This window comes from Diaphorobacter caeni (assembly GCF_015354245.1).
GTDB lineage: Bacteria > Pseudomonadota > Gammaproteobacteria > Burkholderiales > Burkholderiaceae_C > Diaphorobacter_A > Diaphorobacter_A caeni.
In genome coordinates, this window is record NZ_JADKYZ010000002.1 from 270,668 (window position 1) to 293,906 (window position 23,239).

At 62.0% G+C, this 23,239-nt stretch carries 19 protein-coding genes; 2 read left to right on the forward strand and 17 right to left on the reverse strand.

Annotated features, from left to right (window positions below):
• Positions 1-8 precede the first annotated feature (8 nt).
• The 4 genes from ISG32_RS05140 to petA form a co-directional block, all read right to left on the reverse strand.
• On the reverse strand, positions 9-620 hold the full coding sequence (locus ISG32_RS05140) for a glutathione S-transferase N-terminal domain-containing protein (RefSeq protein ID WP_166308054.1): 612 nt from the start codon (positions 618-620) through the stop codon (positions 9-11).
• A gap of 105 nt (positions 621-725) precedes the next feature.
• Positions 726-1,481 carry a cytochrome c1 gene (locus ISG32_RS05145; protein ID WP_194770429.1) on the reverse strand — a complete coding sequence of 252 codons (756 nt, stop codon included), beginning with the start codon at positions 1,479-1,481 and terminating at the stop codon, positions 726-728.
• 19 nt (positions 1,482-1,500) lie between these two features.
• Positions 1,501-2,922 (reverse strand): cytochrome b, encoded by a 1,422-nt coding sequence (locus ISG32_RS05150; protein WP_194769958.1) that lies wholly within the window; start codon positions 2,920-2,922, stop codon positions 1,501-1,503.
• Positions 2,923-2,936: 14 nt separating this feature from the next.
• Positions 2,937-3,536 carry a ubiquinol-cytochrome c reductase iron-sulfur subunit gene (gene petA, locus ISG32_RS05155; RefSeq protein ID WP_194769959.1) on the reverse strand — a complete coding sequence of 200 codons (600 nt, stop codon included), beginning with the start codon at positions 3,534-3,536 and terminating at the stop codon, positions 2,937-2,939.
• 135 nt (positions 3,537-3,671) lie between these two features.
• Here petA and mscL point away from each other — a divergent pair, with 135 nt between their 5' ends.
• A complete protein-coding gene (gene mscL, locus ISG32_RS05160) occupies positions 3,672-4,100 on the forward strand; it encodes a large conductance mechanosensitive channel protein MscL (protein ID WP_194769960.1) in 429 nt (142 codons plus the stop codon).
• 94 nt (positions 4,101-4,194) lie between these two features.
• Here mscL and pdxA read toward each other — a convergent pair whose 3' ends face one another.
• From pdxA to ISG32_RS05175, 3 genes are read right to left on the reverse strand one after another with little or no spacing between them, the layout of a single operon-like run.
• Complete coding sequence (pdxA, locus tag ISG32_RS05165; RefSeq protein ID WP_194769961.1) at positions 4,195-5,259, reverse strand: 4-hydroxythreonine-4-phosphate dehydrogenase PdxA; 1,065 nt, start codon at positions 5,257-5,259, stop codon at positions 4,195-4,197.
• 36 nt (positions 5,260-5,295) lie between these two features.
• Complete coding sequence (locus ISG32_RS05170; protein WP_194769962.1) at positions 5,296-6,048, reverse strand: Nif3-like dinuclear metal center hexameric protein; 753 nt, start codon at positions 6,046-6,048, stop codon at positions 5,296-5,298.
• A 39-nt stretch (positions 6,049-6,087) separates the two neighbouring features.
• The gene (locus ISG32_RS05175; RefSeq protein WP_194769963.1) at positions 6,088-7,410 is read right to left on the reverse strand and encodes an MFS transporter; all 1,323 of its coding nucleotides are present in this window, start codon (positions 7,408-7,410) and stop codon (positions 6,088-6,090) included.
• 313 nt (positions 7,411-7,723) lie between these two features.
• On the opposite strand from ISG32_RS05175, the gene ISG32_RS05180 reads away from it, so the two are divergent.
• On the forward strand, positions 7,724-8,872 hold the full coding sequence (locus tag ISG32_RS05180; protein ID WP_194769964.1) for a trypsin-like peptidase domain-containing protein: 1,149 nt from the start codon (positions 7,724-7,726) through the stop codon (positions 8,870-8,872).
• 91 nt (positions 8,873-8,963) lie between these two features.
• Here ISG32_RS05180 and tatC read toward each other — a convergent pair whose 3' ends face one another.
• The 10 genes from tatC to hisF form a co-directional block, all read right to left on the reverse strand.
• The gene (gene tatC / locus ISG32_RS05185) at positions 8,964-9,782 is read right to left on the reverse strand and encodes a twin-arginine translocase subunit TatC (protein ID WP_194769965.1); all 819 of its coding nucleotides are present in this window, start codon (positions 9,780-9,782) and stop codon (positions 8,964-8,966) included.
• Positions 9,783-9,918: 136 nt separating this feature from the next.
• Positions 9,919-10,419 (reverse strand): Sec-independent protein translocase protein TatB, encoded by a 501-nt coding sequence (gene tatB, locus ISG32_RS05190; protein ID WP_194769966.1) that lies wholly within the window; start codon positions 10,417-10,419, stop codon positions 9,919-9,921.
• Positions 10,420-10,458: 39 nt separating this feature from the next.
• Positions 10,459-10,713: a Sec-independent protein translocase subunit TatA gene (tatA, locus tag ISG32_RS05195; protein ID WP_194769967.1), complete on the reverse strand. Its 255-nt coding sequence runs from the start codon at positions 10,711-10,713 to the stop codon at positions 10,459-10,461.
• A 102-nt stretch (positions 10,714-10,815) separates the two neighbouring features.
• Positions 10,816-11,172, reverse strand: a complete 357-nt coding sequence (locus ISG32_RS05200; protein ID WP_194769968.1) for a histidine triad nucleotide-binding protein — start codon at positions 11,170-11,172, stop codon at positions 10,816-10,818.
• Between the two features lie 81 nt (positions 11,173-11,253).
• The gene (locus ISG32_RS05205) at positions 11,254-12,279 is read right to left on the reverse strand and encodes a patatin-like phospholipase family protein (protein WP_194769969.1); all 1,026 of its coding nucleotides are present in this window, start codon (positions 12,277-12,279) and stop codon (positions 11,254-11,256) included.
• Entirely contained in the window at positions 12,272-12,664 is a 393-nt protein-coding gene (locus tag ISG32_RS05210; protein ID WP_194769970.1) for a DUF4870 family protein, read from the reverse strand. Before ISG32_RS05210 ends, ISG32_RS05205 begins: the two co-directional genes overlap by 8 nt.
• Positions 12,661-13,062, reverse strand: coding sequence for a phosphoribosyl-ATP diphosphatase (locus ISG32_RS05215; RefSeq protein WP_194769971.1), 402 nt, complete (start codon positions 13,060-13,062; stop codon positions 12,661-12,663). The genes ISG32_RS05210 and ISG32_RS05215 overlap by 4 nt, the downstream gene beginning before the upstream one ends.
• Positions 13,063-13,085: 23 nt before the next feature.
• Positions 13,086-13,475 (reverse strand): phosphoribosyl-AMP cyclohydrolase, encoded by a 390-nt coding sequence (gene hisI / locus ISG32_RS05220; protein ID WP_194769972.1) that lies wholly within the window; start codon positions 13,473-13,475, stop codon positions 13,086-13,088.
• A gap of 112 nt (positions 13,476-13,587) precedes the next feature.
• Positions 13,588-21,261: a FlgD immunoglobulin-like domain containing protein gene (locus tag ISG32_RS05225; protein ID WP_194769973.1), complete on the reverse strand. Its 7,674-nt coding sequence runs from the start codon at positions 21,259-21,261 to the stop codon at positions 13,588-13,590.
• A gap of 1,102 nt (positions 21,262-22,363) precedes the next feature.
• Positions 22,364-23,143 carry an imidazole glycerol phosphate synthase subunit HisF gene (gene hisF, locus ISG32_RS05230; RefSeq protein WP_194769974.1) on the reverse strand — a complete coding sequence of 260 codons (780 nt, stop codon included), beginning with the start codon at positions 23,141-23,143 and terminating at the stop codon, positions 22,364-22,366.
• Positions 23,144-23,239: the final 96 nt, after the last annotated feature.

Genomic DNA, 23,239 nt, shown 5'->3' on the forward strand with positions numbered 1-23,239 from the left:
CACGCAGCTTACTTGCGCATCACCTTCTCGGAAGGCGTCAGCGCTTCGATGTAGGCCGGGCGCGAGAAGATGCGCTCTGCATACTTCAGCAACGGAGCGGCGTTCTTGCTCAGTTCGATGCCGTAGTAGTCAAGACGCCAGAGCAGCGGCGCGATCGCCACGTCAAGCATCGAGAAGTTCTCGCCGAGCATGTACTTGTTCTTGAGGAACACGGGGGCCAGCTGGGTCAGGCGGTCGCGGATGTGCGAACGGGCCTTTTCCAGCGCCTTGTCGTTGCCCTTGGAGGCGCGCGACTCGAGCGTGTTCACGTGAACGAACAGTTCCTTCTCGAAATTCAGGAGGAACAGACGCACTCGGGCACGATCCACCGGGTCGCCGGGCATCAGCTGGGGGTGCGGAAAGCGCTCGTCGATGTACTCGTTGATGATGTTCGATTCGTACAGAATCAGATCGCGCTCGACCAGAATCGGCACCTGACCGTACGGGTTCATCACGTTGATGTCTTCGGGCTTGTTGTAGAGATCCACATCACGGATTTCGAAGTCCATGCCCTTCTCGAACAGAACGAAGCGGCAGCGGTGTGAAAAAGGACAGGTCGTACCCGAATAAAGCACCATCATGGTGAGCGGCTCCTAAAAAGTCAAAAGAGTGGACGCTTTCGCGGCCACTCTGCACCGGTCGAACCGAGGCTCGACCGGAAGAACAAGGCATTGAATATATGGCGGTTACTTGACGTCTTTCCAGAAGGCTGCGTTGAGCCTCCACGCAATGAGCGTCATGATTCCCAGGAAGAACAGAACCCATACGCCCACGCGGATGCGCGTATTTTGCGCCGGTTCGCCCATCCACTGCAGGTAGTTCACGAGATCACCTACAGCCTCGTCGTATTTCTGGGGCGACATGGTACCAGCGGTCACCTGCTCCCAGCCCTTGAATACCTGAGTTTTGTGTCCGTGGCTTTCCACTTCTTCGTAGACGGGGCGGCGATCACCCTGCAGCTCCCACATCGGATGCGGCATGCCGACGCTTGGGAAAGCCAGGTTGTTCCAGCCCGTTGCCTTGGTGTCGTCACGGTGGAAGGTGCGCAGGAAGGTGTAGAGATAGTCAGCACCCGTGCCGTTGTGACCGGCGCGCGATCGTGCGATCACAGTCAGGTCGGGCGGGTTGGCGCCAAACCATTCCTTGGCCAGCTTGGGATCAATGGACGCCTTCATGGTCTCGCCGATCTTCTCGGTGGTGAACATGAGGTTGTCCTTGATCTGCTGCTCCGTGAGACCGATGTCCTTCAGACGGTTGATGCGCATGAATGCCGCCGAGTGGCAGTTCAGGCAATAGTTCACGAAGATCTTCGCACCATTCTGCAGGGACGCGGTGTCGCTGGTGTTGACCGGCGCCTTGTCCCAGGCGATTCCACCTTCGGCAGCCTGTGCACCCGCAGCGATTCCAAGCGCCGCGACCAAGGTCAAGATAACTTTTTTCATCATGGTTGTGGGCTCCTGCTCAATGCGCGGCAAAGGTGACACGATCCGGCACCGGCTTGGGCTCACCCAAACGGCTCCACCAGGGCATCAACAGGAAGAAACCGAAATAGAACAGCGTACCGACCTGGGAGACTCGCTCGCCGATGGGCGATGGCGGCTGCACGCCCAGATAGGCCAGCACGACGAACCAGACCACGAAGATGGCGTACATCCACTTGTGCCAGCTTGGACGATAGCGGATCGAACGCGCCGGGCTCTGATCCAGCCATGGCAGGAAGAACAGGATGATCACGGCACCGCCCATCACCACCACGCCCCAGAACTTGGCATCGATGGCGAGCATCAGCGCGATGGCGACGACGGCGGCCACGGCCACGGCCCCCTTGGCGATGGCTGGCAGCTTGGACTTGAAGATGCCGAAGCCGGCACCCAGCACCACGCAGGCGATCAGCGCGTACATCATCTCGCTGGTGATGGCACGCAGCATCGAATAGAACGGCGTGAAGTACCAGACCGGCGCGATGTGGTTCGGCGTCTTCAGCGGATCGGCGGGGATGAAGTTGTTGTACTCAAGGAAGTAGCCACCGAACTCGGGGGCGAAGAACACCACGGCCGAGAAGATCAGCAGGAAGATGCAGACACCGAAGATGTCGTGCACGGTGTAGTACGGATGGAAGGGGATGCCGTCCAGCGGATGGCCCTTGGCGTCCACGGGCTTGCCAGGGCCCTTGATCTCGATGCCGTCGGGGTTGTTGGAGCCCACGTCGTGCAGCGCCAGCAAGTGCGCGACGACCAGACCCAGCAACACCAGCGGCACAGCGATCACGTGGAAGCTGAAGAAGCGGTTCAGCGTGGCGTCGCCCACCACGTAGTCACCACGGATCAGCAGCGCCAGATCGGGACCGACGAACGGAATCGCGGCGAACAGGTTCACGATCACCTGGGCGCCCCAGTACGACATCTGGCCCCATGGCAGCAGATAGCCCATGAAGGCTTCGGCCATCAGGCACAGGAAGATCGCGCAACCGAAGATCCACACCAGCTCGCGCGGCTTGCGGTACGAGCCGTACAGCAGGCCACGGAACATGTGCAGATACACGACGATGAAGAACGCCGATGCGCCGGTCGAGTGCATGTAGCGGATCAGCCATCCCCACGGGACGTCGCGCATGATGTATTCGACCGAGGCGAACGCGAGATTCGCGTCCGGCTTGTAGTGCATCACGAGGAAGATGCCCGTGACGATCTGGATCACCAGCACCAGCAGCGCGAGCGAGCCGAAGATGTACCAGAAGTTGAAGTTCTTCGGAGCGTAGTACTCCGACATGTGAACCTTGTAGGCCTCGAAGGCCGTGGGGAAGCGGTTCTCCAGCCAGGTCGACGTCTTCTCGAGCGCCGACGCATTGGGGGAGACTTCCTTGAATTCGCGGTAAGCAGCCATGTGTGTGTTCTCCCTCAAGCCTTCTTGTCGTCGCCGATGAGCAATCGGGTGTCGGACAGGTACATGTGAGGCGGAACCTCAAGGTTGTCGGGAGCGGGCTTGTTCTTGAACACGCGGCCTGCGAAGTCGAAGGTCGAGCCGTGGCAGGGGCAAAGGAAACCGCCCTTCCAGTCATCCGGCAGCGAGGGCTGGGGGCCGGCATGGAACTTGTCCACCGGCGAGCAGCCCAGATGGGTGCAGATACCGACGACGACCAGGACGTCCGGCTTGATCGAGCGCCCCTCGTTGCGCGCGTAGGGCGGAGTGAATTCGTCGGGCTTGCGCAGCGATTTCGGATCGGCCAGCTGGGAATCGAGCGCGGGCAGCTCGTCGATCTGCTGCTTGGTCCGCTTGACGATCCAGACTGGCTTGCCGCGCCACTCCACCGTCATTTTTTCCCCTTCCTGCAGAGATGAGATGTCCACCTCCACCGGCGCACCGGCGGCCTTTGCCTTCTCCGATGGTTGAAACGTGCTCACAAAGGGGACGGCAACTCCAACGCCGCCCACCGCACCAGCGCAGCCAGACGCAATCAGCCACGTCCGTTTGCTGGAATCGATCCGGGATTCACTCATGGGGGTCCTCGATTTGCTTCGCTAATATGGTTAACAATAAATTGTAGCGGAGTGAAAATGGTTAATGCACCATAGCAATACCCCTTAAGCTAGGCAATACTTCAGTGTTTTCATCTATATCAAAGGATTTCATTTATGAGCTTCATGTCTGAGTTTCGCGAATTCGCTGTCAAAGGCAATGTGATTGATTTGGCTGTCGGCGTGATCATCGGCGGAGCGTTCGGCAAGATCGTCGACTCCATCGTCAACGACCTCATCATGCCGGTCGTCGGCTTGATCTTCGGCAAGCTGGACTTCTCGAATCTATTCGTTGCACTGGGGAATGTTCCAGAGGGAACACCCCATACCCTGGAAGCCATCCGCAAGGCAGGCATCCCGGTTTTCGCCTACGGCAACTTCATCACGGTCGCCGTCAACTTCATCATCCTCGCCTTCATCATTTTCCTGATGGTCAAGCAGATCAATCGACTCAAGCGCGAAGCTCCGGCCGAGGCTCCAGCTCCGGAAGCCACGCCCGAGGACATCGTTCTGTTGCGCGAAATCCGCGACAACCTCAAGCGTTGATTTGATTTTTTTACAACACTCCAAGCAAAACGCCGCTCAATCGAGCGGCGTTTTGCTTTTCATCACAATTTCACATATTAAGTATTGCGCTTGTTCATTCCCGCCATCCCGCGAGTCTTTTAGCAACCTGAATGGATTCAATCAAACTCGCCGCGTCCGCGATTCCACGCCCTGCAATATCGAATGCCGTGCCATGGTCGGGGCTGGTGCGCACCAGCGGGAGGCCGAGCGTCACGTTCACGCCGGAGTCCACGCCGAGGTACTTGATCGGGATGAGGCCCTGGTCGTGGTACATCGCGATCACCACGTCGAACTCCCCCACCTTGTCCACGCTGCCGCGCGCCCGCATGAAGACGGTATCTGGCGCGAACGGACCTGTGGCGAAAATGCCCTCTGTCTGGGCCTTGGCGACCGCCGGAGCGATGATTTCCAGCTCTTCGCGTCCGAACAGCCCTCCCTCCCCGGCATGCGGGTTGAGACCCGCCACGCCGATGCGAGGTGCTCGACCCAGCGTTCTGGACAGCGCGTTGTGGGTTATGCGCAATGTCTGCAGCACATTTTCGAAAGTAACTGCATCAATTGCATCACGCAGTGATACGTGAATGCTCACCAGCACGGTGCGCAGTGAGTCGTTGGCCAACATCATGCGCACCGGCATCGCGCCGATGTCCACCCCCTTGAAAGCGGCGGATTCCGCCTGCAGCAGTTCGGTGTGTCCAGGAAAGCTGACCCCGGCCAGCGACAGCGCCTCCTTGTGCAGCGGCGCGGTCACGAGCGCGGCCACCTCCTCGCGCAGGGCGGCGCGCGCGGCCCAGACCACGCATTGCGCGGCGGCCTCCCCGCCTTCGCGGGAAAGCTGACCGACAGGAACGAGCGCAGCAGGCATGCCTGGCAACTGAAGCACGGGGATGCAGCGCGGAGGCATGGAGAGCGCCTCGCACGCATCGTCGATGCGCGCCACAGGCAACGGCAGATCGCCCTCCTCACTCACGCATTGAACGGCACGCCGCAGGGTCGCCACGTCACCGACGACAAAGCAGCCGCGGGTGACCTCGGGCGCATCCCGGAACGCCTTGGCGATGATTTCCGGGCCGATGCCCGCCGGGTCGCCCTGCGTGATGACGAGTGGTTTGGTCGAAGTCCGTGATTCAGCTGACATGGGGATGCGGGGTTCTGGATGCTTGGCCCTTGGGACTCAGGCGGGATTCTCGATTTCGATGAACACATGCTCAAGGCCCAGTTGCTGCGCCACATGCGCGGCGGCGGCTGGCGCGCCGTAGCGCTCCGTCGCATGGTGGCCTGCGGCGAGAAATGCCACTCCGGTCTCGCGCGCGAGGTGCGCCTGGGGCTCGGAGATCTCGCCGGTGATGAAGGCATCGGCTCCGGCGGCGATGGCCGACTCGAAGAAGCTCTGTGCTCCGCCGGTGCACCAGGCCACACGGCGGATCTCACGGCCATTGCCCGGATCTGCGAGTGTCACCTGTCGACCCAAGGCGTGCTGCACATGGCGCGCGAGATCGGCCGCACTCTTGAAATCCGCTGGACCGGCAAAGCCCAGATCCTGCTCACCGAAGCGCTGGTCGGCCTGCAGGCCGAGCACGCGGCCGAGCTGGGCGTTGTTGCCGAACTCGGGGTGCGCGTCGAGCGGCAGGTGATAGGCGAAGAGATTGATGTCGTGCGCGAGCAGCAACTGGATCCGCTGCTTCATCCAGCCGGTGATCCGGCCGTCCATGCCGCGCCAGAACAGGCCGTGGTGCACGAAGATCGCGTCCGCCTTCTGCTCGATGGCCGCTTCGATGAGCGCACGGCTGGCGGTGACGCCGCTCACGATGCGCGAGATGGTTTCCTTGCCTTCAACCTGCAGGCCGTTCGGCCCGTAATCCTTGAAGCGCTCGGGCTGCAGGAGTTCGTTGAAGGAGTTCAGCAGGATTTGCCTTGAGGTGCTCATGCCCCGGATTGTCCCAGATGCATGAGCCGCCGCGTCACCTCAACGTGTCTTGGGCTGCCAGCCACGCGAGGCCAGCGGCCAGAAACCGAGCACGAAGCCCAGAATGCCCATCGCCGCCACGTAGTGAGCAGGGGCCATGAGGTCATATTTCTGCCAGACGCTGATGATGATCGGCGTCAGTCCACCGAACACCGCATAGGCCATGTTGTAGGCGAACGAGAGACCCGAAAAACGAACGGCTGGCGGAAAAGCGCGCACGCCGGTGATCGGCAGCAGCGAAATCGAGCCACAGAAGAAACCCACGAGCGCGTAGAGCCAGATGAGCGACTCGGGCGTGCCCGGCAGGCTCATGTAAAACAGGTAGGAGGTCACGGCAAGGCCACCCCAGCCGATCAGCATCACGGCCTTGGTGCCGATGCGGTCGGTCGCCCAGCCGCAGACGGCGCAGCCGATGGTGAGGGTGAGCGTCGCCGCCACGTTGGCCTCCAGCGAGAGCGTGGGCGCGATGTGAAAGACCTTCTGCAGATAGGTCGGCGTCATCAGGATCACCACCACCACGGTGGTCGACAGCACCCAGGTCATCAGCGCCACGAGCAACATGGCCGGGCGGTGTTCGCGCAGCACGGTCTTCACCGGCAACTCGCTCGCCACCTTCTTGCGTGCGGCGAGCTCCTTGAAGATCGGCGTTTCTTCGAGGAAGCGACGCAGGTACACCGAGATCAGGCCGAACACCCCGCCCAGGATGAACGGAATGCGCCAAGCGTACTCGTTGATCTCGGCGGCGCTGTAGTGCGTGTTGATGCCCACGGCGATCAGCGAGCCCAGCAAAATGCCGCCGGTGATGCCCGCCGTCAGCGTGCCGACGGCGAGGCCGTAGTGGCGCTCGGGAACGTGCTCGGCCACGAACACCCAGGCGCCCGGCATTTCGCCGCCGATGGCGGCGCCCTGCAGCACGCGCATGGCCAGCAGCAGCAGCGGTGCCGCCACACCGAGGGAGGCATAGGTCGGCAGCAGACCGATCACCAGCGTGGGCACGGCCATCAGGAAAATCGACAGAGTGAACATCTTCTTGCGCCCCAGCTTGTCGCCGAAGTGCGCAATGATGATGCCGCCGATGGGGCGCGCCAGATAGCCGGCCGCGAAGATGCCCAGCGTCTGCAGTTGGCGCAGCCATTCGGGCATGTCCGCCGGAAAGAACAGCGCGCCCAGAATGTTGGCGAAAAAAACGTAGACGACGAAGTCGTAGAACTCCAGCGTACCGCCAAGTGCGGACAGACTGAGCGTCTGGTAATCGTGTTTGTTGAGTGTTCGCTGCGGCTCACCGGCTGACGGGAGCGTGGCCGCAGAAGTCATGTTGGTCATTGCGTGATTCAGTAGTTCGTATGAACAACTGCACGACGAATGGCGAACGGATCGCGCCACTGGGTCCAACCTTCACAGATCAGCCGATTGGGCATTCTGGTGGTAGGCAAGCCGCGAGGATGCTGCGGGGTGCGGAGACGGAGGCCGTGGCAGTTGATTACATACTAAGGGTTTACCCACATTTGCAACGGAATGAATCAAAACAACCATTCCTTTTGAATGGTTGAGCCCCGGCCTCCCCTGTGCGCGCTCTTCGCCGGAAGTGGACAGACGGGCGACAATGCTTCTTTTTGCACGTAGAGAACCATTCAACATGAAGCGCTTCTGGCTGCTTTTTTCTCAGGCCGTCACCGTCCTGCTCGCTGCGTACTTTGTCGTGGCCACCCTGCAGCCGAGCTGGCTGCAACGCGGCGCGTCGCGCAGCGGCGCGGGCATCAGCCTCATCGAGGCCCCCTCCACCCCACGTGCCGAGCCGCCCGCAGGCAGTCTCGCCAGCTCGGCGCGCAAGGCCTCGCCCGCCGTCGTCAGCATCAACACCAGCAAGGCCGCACGCGCCTCGCGCAGCAACGACCCGTGGTTTGAATTTTTCTTCGGCGATCAGGGCAACCAGGCCCAGGTGGGCCTTGGCAGCGGTGTGATCGTGAGCCCCGACGGTTTCATCCTCACCAACAACCACGTGGTCGAAGGCGCGGACGAGATCGAGGTGACGCTGACCGATGCCCGCCACGCCAGCGCCAAGGTGATCGGCACCGACCCGGACACCGACCTCGCGATCCTCAAGATCGACCTCGACAAGCTGCCCGTCATCGTGCTCGGCGATTCCGACCAGCTGCTCGTCGGCGACCGCGTGCTCGCCATCGGCAATCCGTTCGGCGTGGGCCAGACCGTGACCAGCGGCATCGTCTCGGCGCTCGGCCGCAGCCAGCTCGGCATCAACACCTTCGAGAACTTCATCCAGACCGATGCGGCCATCAACCCCGGCAACTCCGGCGGTGCACTGGTCGACGTGGACGGCAACCTCATGGGCATCAACACGGCGATCTACTCGCGCTCGGGCGGCAGCATGGGCATCGGCTTCGCGATTCCCGTCTCCACCGCGCGGCTGGTGCTCGACGGCATCGTCAAGGATGGGCAGGTCACACGCGGCTGGATCGGCGCGGAGCCAAACGAACTCTCGCCCGAACTCGCCGAAACCTTCGGCGTGAAGGCCTCCGAGGGCGTGATCATCACCGGCGTACTGCAGGACGGCCCAGCGGCACAGGCGGGTCTGCGTCCCGGCGACGTGATCACCAAGGTCGGCGACAAGCACATCCGCAACGTCTCCGAACTGCTCTCCACCGTGGCGGCGCTCAAGCCCGGCGTGGAAACCAAGTTCGCCGTGCTGCGCCGTGACAGCGAAACCGAGATCAGCATCACCCCCGGCACACGCCCCGCGCCTGCCAAGCGGGCCCAGCAGCGCTGATTCAAACACACCGCCCAGCTTGGCGGCGTTCAAACAAAAAGGGCAGTCCGTTTCCGGTCTGCCCTTTTGTTTTGGTGACTTGCTGGGATGATCAGGACGTCTTTTCGGAATCGCCTTCCGGCTTTTCTGCCTTGTCCAGTTCTTCGGGTGCCTTGGTGTTGCGCTGGAACCAGCCCGCCGCGATGATGCCGATCTCGTAGAGCAGCACCATCGGCACGGCCAGCGAGACCTGCGAGAGCACATCGGGCGGCGTCACCACGGCGGCGACCACGAAGGCCAGCACGATGAAGTAACCACGGAAGGACTTGAGCTTGTCGATGTCCACGATGCCAAGGCGCACCAGCAAAATGACCACGATCGGCACCTGGAAGGCGCAGCCGAACGCGATGTAGAGCGACAGAATCGCCTCGACATACGACGAAATGTCGGGCGTGGCCGCCACGCTCGAGGGCGTGAAATGCTGAATGAAACCGAACATGCGCTCGAGGACGAAGAGCTGCACGAAGGCGATGCCGATGTAGGCGAGCGCGCTGCCGAAGAAGATCAGCGGCAGCGCGAACTTCTTCTCGTGCGAGTACAGGCCCGGCGCGACGAAGGCCCAGATCTGGTACATGATCCACGGCAGCGCAAGCAGCACGGCCGCCATCGCCAGCACCTTGAGCGGCACGATGAACGGCGAGAACACGCCCACCGCGATCAGCTTGGCGCCCTCGGGCATATGGTGCCGGATGGGCGTTGCCACGAAGTCGATCAGGCCGTCCGGGCCGGGCCAGAAGGCCAGCAGCGCGATGGCGACGAGAATGCCGTAGATGCTGTAGAGCAGGCGGTCGCGCAGCTCCATGAGATGCTGCACGAAGGGCTGCTCGGTGCCGGCCAGTTCGTCGTCTTTGGGAGATGGTGTGTCAGCCATGTTCAAACAAAAGCGCGAGCCCTCAAGACTCGCACGCAGGTATCGGAGCATGCCTTGACGCGCGGACTGCGCCTGGGGCATGGCGGCAAAGCGGGTTGCCGCGCGTAATGTGACTCAAGGGAGACTCAAACGGAACTCAAAGCGGCTTTTTCGGGCGGAACCGCGCCACGCGCGCCGCGCCCGATTGAGCCTTGGTACGCACGCCGGAGCGCGACTTGTACCACTGCGGCGTCGCCCCGCGCTTGACGCGCCAGTTCTTGCGCGGATGGCTGTAGGCGGGCGTCACCGAACTGTTCGAGCTCCAGTCGTACTCGGAAGAAGTGGACCCTGAGCTGTCGGAAGACGAGTCATTCAGGGACGACGTGGCGTCACTCCAGTCCTTCTCGAAATCCTTGGCGCTGGTGTGGACCGACTGCTCGACATCGCGCGCCGCCGACTCCACGTTCTCCTTCATCTTGCGCAGCTCGTCGAGCTCCATCGAACGGTTGACCTCGGACTTCACGTCGTTCACGTAGCGCTGCGCCTTGCCGAGCAGCGTACCCACGGTACGCGCCACCTTCGGCAGCTTTTCGGGCCCGATGACGACCAACGCCACCACGCCGATCAACGCCATTTTCGAGAGGCCAATATCAATCATTCAATGAACCCGGTCGTGCACTCGAACATCAGCGTTCCATCAGCTCTTGTGCTTGGCTTCCACGTCGATGGTCGACTTGTCGGCCGCGGCGTTGTTGGTCACCTGACCCGCAGCGGCGTTGTTGCCGGCTGCCGCGTCGGCGTTCTCAGCCTGACCGCCGTCCTTGATGCCGTCCTTGAAACCCTTGACCGCTCCACCCAGATCGGAGCCGATGTTCTTGAGCTTCTTGGTGCCAAAAACCATCACCACGATCAGCAGCACGATCAGCCAGTGCCAAATAGAAAACGAACCCATGTGATTCTCCTAACGAATACAGACCATTCTAGACGCCACTCATGTCAGGACGGTCATTAACCAGTAACTTTCCCGGGCACGGGCCGGGAATTCCCATTGCGCTCAACCCTTTTTCCAGGGGCGCGGACCGCCGATGACGTGCACGTGCAGGTGGTGCACCTCCTGCCCGCCCTCGTCGCCGGTATTCACCACGATGCGGAATCCACCCTCCGGATAGGGGTTGCAGCCATTTTCCTGCGCCAGCCGGGGGGCCAGTGTCATCATCTTTCCCAGAAGCGGTGCATCTTCCGCCGTGACCTGCGCCATCGACGGAATGTGCTTCTTGGGCACCATCAGAAAGTGCACCGGCGCCCAGGGGTTGATGTCGTGGAAGGCGAAAACGTCCTCGTCCTCGTAGACCTTCTTCGAAGGGATCTTGCCCTCGATGATCTTGCAGAAAATACAGTTCGGATCGTGCATGGGGAAACTCGTCTGGAAAAGAGCGGATGACTGAAGAAAAACGGGATCAGCCCGCCGGATGCAGCGGCAACGGTCGGCACATCACAGCTGCTCCGACAGCTTGAGCGAGGGACGCACGCCCACGTCGGCAAAATGCTGCTTGAGCCAGAGCGCACCGGACTCTCGGCCAAGTTCGAACAACTGGCGCACGAAAGGCATGTCGGAGCGCATCTTGCTCGCGGAGCCGAAGGGCTCGAGCGCCGTGCCGCCGTCGATGCGATGCATCAGCACATTCTTGTAGCGCCGGCTGTCGAGCTTGCCTTCGGCGAGCAGTCGGCGCACGAACTCGATGGCTCGCAGTTCGGCCAGCAGACCCGCGTTGAAGGTGACCTCGTTGACGCGCTCCATGATTTCCTGCGCGTCGTCGGGCAGACGGTCGTGGTCGATGGGATTGATCTGCACCAGCAGAATGTCGGCCGACTCCGTACGGTAGATCAGCGGGTAGATCGCCGGATTGCCGGAATAGCCACCATCCCAGTAATGCTCGCCGTCGATCTCCACCGCCTTGAAGAGCATGGGGAGGCAGGCCGAGGCCATCACTGCGTCGGCACTCAGCCGCATGCCGGAGAAGATCTCGCCGCGCCCCGTGCGCACGTTGGTCGCGCAGACAAACACCTGCTTGGCGTTGTTGGCGCCGATGAGTTCGAAATCGACTTCCTTCTCAAGCAGCTTGCGCAGCGGATTGATGCCGAGCGGGTTCATTTGATAGGGCGAGAGCCATTGCGTGAGCATGTTCATGAACGCGCCCGCCGCGGGCATGGGCACGCCCCAGAGCATGGTCGAGCCCATGGTGCCCACGCCCTCCCAGAGCCGCGCGAGCGTCTCGCGCGCCTTCTGGGCACCGGCCAACTGGCGCTCCTGCGGGTCCTTGTACTCGCTCGCGGCCACGGCAAAGCCATGGGCCAGCGCGACGGCATTCATCGCGCCCGCGCTCGTGCCGCTCACGCCCTCGATGCGGATGCGCCCGTCCTCCAGCAAGGCATCGAGCACGCCCCACGTGAAGGCTCCGTGCGATCCCCCGCCCTGCAGCGCGAGGTTCAGCGTCTTCTGACCGTTCTCGTCAAGCATCGATGGCCTGTCCCTTGCTCATGGCGAGCATGCCGCGCACGATGCGATAGAGGAACCACAGCGAAATGATGCCCCAGGCGATCCAGCCCGGAACGAAGAACAGCAGCCACAGCGGCGAAGTCACCACGTACAGGATCCCCGCCCAGATGACCGAGCGGATGCGCCACGAAAAATGGCTCGCCTGCCAGGTGCCTTCGGCGTCGCCGCGCTTGACGAGGTCGATCACCAGCGCCACCAGCAGAAGCACTACGCTCACCTGCGCCGTCGGCAGCACGGCGGCCACCGCCACGATCAGGTGCAGGATGTAGCTGACCCAGCCCACCGCCTTGAGGTTTTCTGCACGCTGATTGGGTTCGATGTCGATGATGTCGTTGCGATTGTTCAAGCTGAACCTCCTTCATCAATGGCACGTTGATCCGCCTTGCGGGCGGCCTTTTCCTCGAGCCCGCTCAAGCCCACGCGGCGCTCCAGTTCGGTGATCACGTCGGCCGGCGTGAGCCCATAGTAGGACAGCGCCACCATGGAGTGGAACCACAGGTCCGCGACCTCATAGACCAGCTTGGACTTGTCCGCGCCGTGGTCCACGTCCTTGGCCGCCATGACGACTTCGGTCGCCTCTTCGCCCACCTTCTTCAGGAACGCGTCCGGGCCCTTGGCGAACAGGCGCGCCACATAGCTTTTGTCCGGATCGCCGGACTTGCGGCTCTCCAGCACCTCGGCCAGTCGGGCCAGGGAGTCGTTGGAATTCAGGTCTGTCTGCACTTGGGAAGCATTGCTCGTCATGGTGTCGCTCATTCAATCGCTTTTTATTTATAGATGGACTCGGGATCTTTCAAGACCGGATCGACCGGCGTCCAGCCTCCATCCAGCAGGCGACTGTAAAAGCAGCTGTGGCGTCCCGTGTGACAGGCGATGCCCGGCTCGTGCCCCGTCTGGGTCACCTTGAGCAGAACCACGTCGTTGTCGCAATCGATGCGGATATCGTGCACCGTCTGCACATGGCCGGACTCCTCGCCCTTGAACCACAGCTTGCCGCGCGAGCGGCTGAAATACACCGCGCGGCCCAGCTCTGCGGTCTTCTCGAGCGCCTCGCGGTTCATCCACGCGAACATCAGCACGTCGCCCGACGACGCCTCCTGCGCGATCACGGGCACGAGGCCCTGCGCATCCCATTTCACTTGATCTAGCCAGTTCATTCCCGAATTGTGAGGCATTGGAGCCATCGGCATGCGACGGTATGGATTTTTTCGGATCCCCAAACACATCGACCCGCTCGAAGAGCGGGTCGATGAGGGGTCGACTCAGGCGTCAGCGCCTTGCGAAGCGGCGGCCAGCCGGGCCGCTCGCCAGCAGGATCACCAGCCCCAGCATCAGCTGCGCCCAGGGGGAATCCACCGGAATCGGGAACGCAGGCGGCGTACCGCCACCGGTGTTGCCGCCATTGCCGCCGCCCGTGGTCGGGCTTCGCACTTCGAGCTTCGCCTCGTCACGGTCGTTGAGCGGGTTCGAATCGAAACGATCATTGGTCACGCTCGAGACGATGTACAGCGGGTTGCCGTCCACCGGACCCGTGAAGGTCGATGTGCAGGTGATCGTCTCGCCGGGCTTCAGCACCGCCACCGACTGCGCCGGAACGCACTGTGTCGTCGCATCGCTCGGCACGCCGTTGAGGTGGCAGGACACATTGATGCCGTCTTGCGGACCATTGTTCTTGCACACCCCGACCACCTGCGTGAACTCGCCCGACGTGACGCTGGAGGGCGTCGTGAGCGTCACCTGCAGGTCCACGCCGCCGATCGGCGTGGTCACCGAGCACTGCAGGCAGGCCCCCTTGTCGGCCAGCACCGTGTTGACGACATCCGCTGGGCGCAGCACCGACAGCACCTTCACTGTGAAGTGCACCACCTTTTCGGCGGCGACACCTCCAGCGGCACCAGGCATGGTCACGCTCTGGGTGCACGAGCTGCCAGCAGCCGCGCAGGCAGGCGTGCTGCTCCACGACTCGCCAGCGCCCGCGTAGACCGTGTTCTGCGGAACCGTTTCCGTCAGCTTCACGACATCGCCCGTCGCGCCCAGATTGCGCACCGTGATCGCATAGGTGAGCACGTCATCGGTCTTGAGCACCGGCACGCTGCCCGCCGTCACGCTCACGCCGTTGACGGCGACCAGCTTCTTCGTCGTCGTCAGGTCCGCTGCGGTGATGACAGGGTCGCTGTCGGTTGCCGAGCATTGCGCCGCAGGCGTGCTTGGCGTGCCGGCCACGCAGTTCGCACCGGCCAGGTTGGCCGTGTTCACCGCGTTCTGGCCCGCAGCCGCGATGACCTCTGCACGCACCGTGTAGCGCACCTCGCCGCCATTGGCGGCCACCGTGATGCCCGAGCACCCGGACGCATTGCAAGTGCCCGCCACATTGGGCGCAGTGCTCGCCTGTGGCGTGATGGACAGATCCGTCATGCCGTTGGCATCATCCGTCCACGACAGGCCGGTCGCATCGAGGCCGCCCGTGTTGACGATGGTGACGGTGTATTCCGTCTCGCTGCCTGCAGTCAGTTGCGTGCTGCCGTTGTCCTTGGTGATCGTCACCGCGGGCGGGGTGTTCACGCCGCTGGTCGCGGATGCGCAATGCAGATCCGTCACCGCCGTGCAGCTGCCGGGAAGCGGAGGCACGCCGCCGTTGTACGGATCACCGCCGCCACCGACCGCCGCCAGATTGGTCAGTCTGTCGCCGTCGTTGACGATGGCGCCGTCGAGCGTGACCGGGAAGGCGATGCTGCTCGATGCGCTTGGCGCCAGACCCACGAAGCTTGCCGTGCTTTCGCAGGTCAGCATCGGGTTGGCGAATGTGCAGGTCCAGTCCGCGCTCACGGCGGAGAGGTTCGGCGTCACGCCCGCAGGCATGGCATCCGCCACGGTGATCGTGCCCACGGTGCTGGCGCTCGCGCTGGCGTCGTTGGTCACCACGAGCTCGTAGCCGGGGTTGCCGGTGCCGATGATCCAGTTGCCCGTGGCGCGCTTGGTCAATGCCAGCGATGGTGCGCTCACAGACGTCTTCACTTCGGATTGGCACAACGCGTTCTTCGCGTCAGGGCAGCTCAGATCACCGCCACCGGACACGGAAGCCGTGTTCGTCACCAGCGGCCAGGCGTCAATGCCGGGCGTCACTGGGATCTCGATGATGACAGGCTGTGCATTGGCTGCCATCGACGAAGTGATCGTGCAGGTGACCTGATTGCTCGTCGCTGCAGCGCGCACGCAGTTCACGGGCGCCGCGGTGGGCAGGGTTCCAATCACGAGGCTGCTTGGAATCACGTCGGTCACGATGATGTTGCCCGATGTAGCCACCGTGCCCACATTGCTCACCGTGAAGACGTACTTCGCCTGAACACCCACATCGAACACCGCTGGGTCGGCTGTCTTGACGATGCTGAGCTGCGGGGCATTCACCCCCGTCGTCACAGAATCCTTGCAGCGCGCCTGAAGGTCCTTGTCAGCGGTGCTGGCCGTGCACAGCGGGTCACCGCCGCCGCGCACATACGCATCGTTGACGATGGCTTGCGGATTGAGTGCATTGCCGGCCTTCGGCGTCACCAGAATCTCGAAGCTCTTCTCGCCCACCGTGGCAGCGAGCGGCGCAGCGACCGTGCAGGTCACCAATTGGCCGCTGACGCTGCAATCGGGTGTGGGAACAGCGTCAATCGTCAGCAGCGCAGGCACCGAATCGGTCACGACCACGTCGGCAGACGTGGCTGCATCGCCAAGGTTCTTCACGGTCAGCACATATTTGGACTGCTGACCCACTGCGAACACCTGCGGGCTGGCCCGCTTGGTCAGCTCCAGCTTGGGCGCGCTGAACGGGTCATCGGTCGTGCCGACGCACTTGTCGTCGTCGACACAGGTCAGGTCGCCAAAGCCTCCATTGGCCTTGGCGGTGTTGACCACCGAAGTATTCAGCAGCGTCGCGTCAGGCGTGACGGGAATCGTGAAATTGACCGATGCGCCCGTTGCCAACTTGGCCGGCACGGAGCAGGTCACCACCTGCCCTGCATTGGTACACGCACCGTTGTTCAGCGTGGAAAGATCACCGATGGTGAGCCCCGCAGGAATTGTGTCGGTGATGGTGCCAACGCCCAGCGTGGCCGTCTGACCATTGTTCAGCACGGTGATCAGATAGTTGCTGGGTTTGCCCAGTTCGAACTTGGAGCCGAGCACCTTCGATACCGTCAGCACAGGCCGATCGATGTTCGTGGGTACCGTGGACGTGCATGCGTTCGCGGCGCTGCAATCCATGCCGCCACCGCTCACGGTTGCGGTGTTCGAGACCTTGCCGGTGAGCCCTGAGGCAACCACCACGTTGGCAACGATCGGCGAAGCCGCGCTGCCCGGCAGCAGTACGACGCCGGGGGCACTGGTGCAACTGATCTTCGTCGATGTGCTGGCGCTGCAGTTCCAGTCCGGACCCGTTGCGACCGGCCCGATCGTGATGCCGCTCGGCATGCTGTCTTCCACAGTGAATGTGCCCGTGGTGCTGCTGGTACCGACCGCGCTGCTGTTGTGCACCTTGATGATGTACTGCCCCGTGCCGCCCGCCGCAAAACTGGTGGGAGCTGCGGCTTTCTCGATCAACAGATTCGGTGCACCGGAGTTCTCGCTCGTCACCGTGTCCGATGGGGCACAGGGCTGCGTCGTGCAGCTCACGCCGGATGGCGGTGTCGCCGTGGCGGTGTTGGTGATGGTGTTGATTGCGCCGAGATCCACATCACCTTCAATGGTGATGACGATGCTTGCGCCGTTCTTGAGCGACACATGGCTCAGGCTGATCGGGCTCGTCGTGCCCGTCGCCCCAGTGCCGCCGCCCGCTTGCGTACTGTCGCAATTGGCGTTGGCAGAGGCCGTGCAGGTCCACGTGGAGACCGTCACGTCTTGAGGAACGGTGTCACTCACCACGACATCATCCACATCGCTCGGGCCCGCATTGCTCACCGTGATGGTGTAGGTCAGTGGCTGACCGGGCAAGTATTTTCCATTGCCGGAGACCGTCTTTTCGATGCTCAGATCCGCGACTGGAGTCACCGTAGTGGTGGCGCCGCTGCAGCTCGTCGCGGGCGCGCATCCAGTGCCTGGAGCGGGAGGCGTACTGCCTCCAGTGGGATCCACCGATGCTGCGTTCGTGATCGCGCCCGAGGTAGTCGGTACCGTCACGCTGATCGTGAAACTGGCGGCTCCATTCGCTGCACCTGCGGCCAATGGCGCGCTCAGGGTCGCAGAGCATGTTGCCGGGGAACTGCCGAACGCACAATTGATGCTGCTTAGACCATTGCCCGCAAGCGCGACAGGATTGCTCACGCCGACGGGCAGAAGCTCGCTCACATGCACGGTCTGGCCTGCGGCGATGGCGGTGCCTCCGCTGTTGCCCAGCCCAAGCGTGTACGTGAGTGTCTGACCGGCGAGCACGGTAGCCGCCGCGCTTTTGTGCAGCGTCACGTTGGCAGGCGTGTTCACTTGCGTTTCAAAACTTGCGCAACTGACGTTGGTCCCCTCAGTGCATTGTTCGCCGGGGTCCGCACCGGGATTTCCAGCGCCAGTGGGGCTGGTGCTGGCGTAGTTGATCACACGGCCACCGGTAGACGGCATAGTGGTGGTGAGCGTGAAGCTGACCGTGCCGTTGTCGGCACTCACCGGCCCGGGAACCTCGCAGGTCAACTCCGCCCCCGCGGTACTGGGCAATGGCGTGCCGCAGTTCACGCCGGCCGACACCGCGTTGACCGTCACGCCTGCAGGGAGTTTTTCCTTCACGATCAACACCGGACCAGTATCCACTTCGCCACTGTTGGTGAGCGTCAACGTGTACTGGTAGCTCGAGCCCGCGAGTGCCGTGGCGCCGCCCGTCTTGGTCAACGTCACCTGCGCCGGTTTTTTCACCGGTGTGGTCACGGTCGACGTGCAGTTGCCTGTGCCATTGCAACGGGCATCTCCACCACCGCTGGCGGTTGCCGTATTGGTAGCTGGTCCGATCAAATCCTTGGTCGGCGTGACGGGGATTCTGTACGACTTGGTCGGCGATGCCGTGGTCAAGGTGCCTGTCGTGACCGTGCAGGTCACCGTCTGCAAAGCCTTGGTACAACCTGTCGGCACCGAGCCCAACGTCATATGGGTGGGCACCACGTCGGTCACGACAACATCCGATGAGTTGCGCGAACCCGAAGTGAGCGTCACGGTCAACTCGTAGAAGTTTTCAATGTCGATCAGCAATGGGGACGAGACCACCGTCTTATTCAGCGTGATGGCAATCGGGTCCTGGACCGTCACTGGCGGTGTCGCAGGATCGCACGCCTCGGTCGCGCTCGCCGATGTACAGGCCGGATCGCCACCACCGCCAAGATTGGCCTGGTTGGCGGCGCCGTTGGCCACCGCAGCATTGCTCACCGCCACCGGAATGGTGATGACGTAGGTACCGTTGGATAGACCGGCGGGCAACTGACATGAAGCACCCAGATCGCTGCCGGTGCTTGGGCAACCGGACAGTGTGGCGTTCGTGGCCGTGGGTTCATTGCTCAGGGTGATGCCCGTGGGCAGCACGTCCGCTATCGTGATGGGTGCCGTCGTCGGGCCATTAACCACCGCGATGCTGATTGCATAGCTCTGTCCCGTTGCCCCGACGATCAGCGGATTCGCTGAAACCGTCTTGGTTGCAGTCACCTTGGGCAGCACGGCTGTGTTGGTGAACGTGCAGACAATGTCGTCACCTGCCTGCGGCGTGATGTTCACACTGGTTCCCGTTGTTCCCGGTGCTGGCATCGGCGTGCCGCCTGCAAAAGTGTTGCTGCAGGTATAGCTGCTTTGGTAGCGAGCGATATTGGCGACCGGATTGCCCGCAGGCACTTCGTTCAGCGTGTAGCTCATTCCGGCAGCCGCAGTGAACGCCGTCGTGGCAACGCTGTTTTCTCCCGTCGATGTGCTGCGGCTGGGACCGCCACTGATGGCTACCGTGAACTGATCACTTTCAAGCACACGGCTCACGAGATTCTTCGCCACGGTCAACCGTGGCTTGAGGGAATGCGTGACGCTGCACGACGTACAGGAAGGCGGCAGATCACCTCCACCGCCCGTTGCCACGACGCTGTTGTTCACACCCACCTTGGCAGCAGCATTCACTGTGGCCGTGTAGGTGACCGAGTACGCGCCCTCCGCCGTGCCTGCCGGCAACGTGCAATTGAGCGCACCCGAGCAATTCAGCGCTGGACTGTTGCTGACGATCTGCCCGAACGTCAGCCCGGCTCCAAGCGTGTCGCTCAAATTCAGCGCTGCCGTCAGCGGCGCACCGCTCACGTTCGCCGTGATGACGTAGGTGATGGTGTCACCGATCGCCACCTGCACTCCGGCACTGCCCGTGCCCGTCTTGCTCACAGCAACGATCGGCTTGGCAACCACTGTCTGCGCGGTGGCCACATTCGGCATGGGCATGCCTGCAGATTCGTTGGTGGCAACGATCTTCGCCGTAAGCGGAATGGCGCCCGGGTTGGTTGGAAGAACAACATAGTTGAACGCGAAAGACAGCGTCTGTGCGGCGGTCAGCGTCGTCGGCATCCCAGTGAAGGTGATGGCACAAGCGCCCTGCGAATAGGTCGCCGTCACGCCCGCAGGACGCACCGTGAAATTCACCGCGCTCGGGCACGTGGCGGGCACCGAAGAGTTGCCCAAGGTCACAGCGTAGGTCACGCCTGTGGCTGTGACCGTGCTCGCGTTGCTGAACACAAAGCTGCCATACGCGGTGCCGCCGGATTGAACCACGCCGGTCATGGTGGCCTGCGCGCCCACGTCCACTGTGGTGGAAGCAGGAACCACCACTACTTCAGGCTTGTAGACTTGAGACTTTTCCAGCGCCCAAAGGTCAAGCGCCTTGCCGTCACCAAAATATTGAGTGTTGCCGCTGCAATCGTTATTCGAGTTGGACGATCCCGACCAGTTTCTATAGTACTTGGCACTTGTGCCGCTGCCGGTAGCGGCTGCTGAGTCCACCCCCACCAGCGAGTAGGTCGCAGGTGCTGGGACGGGTGCGGAGCTTCCGCTGCCGCAGAGTTTTCCGTTGAGTTCACCGATGAGCACACCGCTGGCCGTGCGGTAGCCACGGTCGTCGAAGTACACAGTGGTGTCACCTGCATTCGCTCCATTGAGTTTGGTCAACGTCGGTCCGCCATTCACGTTGCCTTCGATGTCCACCATCGGAAAGTGGATCTCGCCGTTGCGGCCCACAATTTCGTATTTGTAGGTACCGGCGGGAAAGGCGTTTCCATTGTTGTCCTTGCCATCCCACAGCACGGTGTGCGTCCCCGTGCTGGCCAACCCGGTCAGCACCCGGTTCAACACGTTGGCCGGATCGAAGTCGGTGCCATTTCGGCTGATGACGATCTGATAGGTCTGGGTATTCACCACATCAAAGGTGAACAGCCCCCCAACGGATACCGTGGATTGATTGCCTCCGACGTTTCCCAGAAATTGGGGGCTGCTCAGTTCCGGAGACGAAGGTGTCAGCGGCAGCGAGAGCGCAGTCAGCACACGGTTCACCTCAGCGGCATTGGCTCCGCCGGGAGAGATGTCGCTGAAGAAAATAGGATACTCTGGCGCCTGTGCCTTGATGCCTGCATTGCCGGAGGCACCGTTTTGCACCGAAGTTCCATTTCCACGGAAGTCACGATACAACGGCGATCCATTGGTATCCAGAAAACCTTTGCTGTTGGCATAGAACGCCGCGCGGTACGGATCGACTCCCCTGAGTTCCTGTTTGTAGCGATATCCATCCGAAGACACGTAGTACACGCTCGTTGCAATGCGTCGTGCGCGATTGCTCATGTCCGAATTGGAGTTGTTGCCACCGGTATCCACAGTCCATGCATACGTGAACACTCGACCATCAATGTCGACCAGTGACTTGGGGTCACTGTTGCGCACCGTGATATCCCAAGCTGACACCACGTTCTGTGCCACGGGCGGAGTATCCAGACTACCCGTATTGTCGCCGTTGCCAGTCCCACCGCTGAACAGCACACCATAGATGCCGGTGGCTGGCGCCTGATATGCACAGGGCAGGTAGCGATTTGCGTTGCCGCCATTCTGTGATTTGTCGGCACTCAACGGGCCTGCCAGCTCTGCAGCCCTGGACACAATCAGCCCATCAATGTTGGGGCTGGTGCCGGCGCCATTGCATATGTACGCAGCGGAGCCAGTCGCTGGCGCAGTCTCACTGCCCTTAGCACCAAAACTCTGCGGACTGAAAAGATAAATCTGCCCGGCGTTGTTGGCGGTACGGTTTCTCGATCCCAAAAGGATGTATTCATTCTTTTGCGCGTACACGTAGAGAAACTGCCGCTGGCTGACCACGGAATCCGGCAAATATGAGCTGTTGGCGAGACTCATCACGGCACGCCCCGTAGTCGTATCGCTCGCACCCGCAGGATGCAACGACCGCGTACCCTCCGCCCACGAAGCGCCTGCCACCAACAGCGCAAGCGCCATAGTCAAAGCGCGATGCCCGCCTGCGCGCAACCATCGCCCGGTGTTGCCACCCATCATTTGCCTGTACTCCAGTAATCTCACCGTCCTCACGGACGCGGCCATGCATGGGGCACGCCCGTCGGATGTATCGGTGCTGTTGCGCAAAAAGCCGGATTGGCTTCACGCAGGTTTTATGGATGCGATTGCTCTTTCAATCGAGCCCGGGGCCTGCGATCAGACCGCCCACAGGACGCGCAAAAGCCGCAATGACGAGAAACGAGTTCGCTCCTCATGGATCTGCTCGAACCGGCTTGTCATCACAAGGGATCTGAAAATCATCAGTTTTGACTCGATAGATCAGATATTATTAACCCTATTTACACCTTGTATCACTTGATGTTAATTATTGTTAACATACGTGACAATAGAAACCGTACGCAAACAGTTCAGTGTGTGGTTGCGCCGAGACGTTTGGACTTGCGCCCATTCGAGCAGGCAAAGAAAAAGCCCACCGATGCCCCAATGAGCATCGGTGGGCTTTTCTGAAATGTTTCAGCCGGACCGAGGATGCCGCGCGAAGCGACCGAATTGCCGGTTACAACCTCACCGGAATCCCCCGCTCCCGCATGCGTTCCTTGGCCTGCTGGACGGTGTATTCGCCGAAGTGGAAGATGCTCGCGGCGAGCACGGCGTCCGCGCCGCCCTGCTGCACGCCGTCGGCCAGATGGTCGATGTTGCCCACGCCGCCGGATGCGATCACCGGCACGCTCACCGTGTCGGACACGGCTCGGGTGAGGGCCAGGTCGAAGCCGGACTTGGTGCCGTCACGGTCCATGCTGGTGAGCAGAATCTCGCCCGCGCCGCGCTGGGCCATTTCGGCGGCCCATTGGACGGCGTCGAGGCCGGTGTTCTTGCGGCCGCCGTGGCTGTAGACGTCCCAGCCCTCGCCGCGCTCGATCGCATCCTGGCCCTGGCGGCGCTTGGCGTCGATGGCGACGACGATGCATTGCGCGCCGTACTTGTCGCTGGCGGCGTTGATCACGCTCGGGTCGGCGATGGCGGCGGAGTTGAAGCTGGTCTTGTCCGCGCCCGCGTTGAGCAGGCGGCGCACGTCGGCCACGGTGCGCACGCCGCCGCCCACGGTGAGGGGAATGAAGACCTGGCTGGCGACGGCTTCGATGATCGGCAGAATCAGGTCGCGGCCATCGCTGGTGGCGGTGATGTCGAGGAAAGTGAGTTCATCGGCGCCTTGCGCGTTGTAGCGAGCGGCGATTTCCACCGGGTCGCCTGCGTCGCGCAGTTCCACAAAGTTCACGCCTTTGACGACGCGGCCGCCGGTGACGTCGAGGCAGGGAATGATGCGTTTTGCAAGCACGGTGAGTTCTCCGAATCAGACTGACAAATTTTCAAAAACCAGACGCTATACCAGACGGTATTCCAACAGATTCCCGCCCTCGGGGGCATGGCGCGG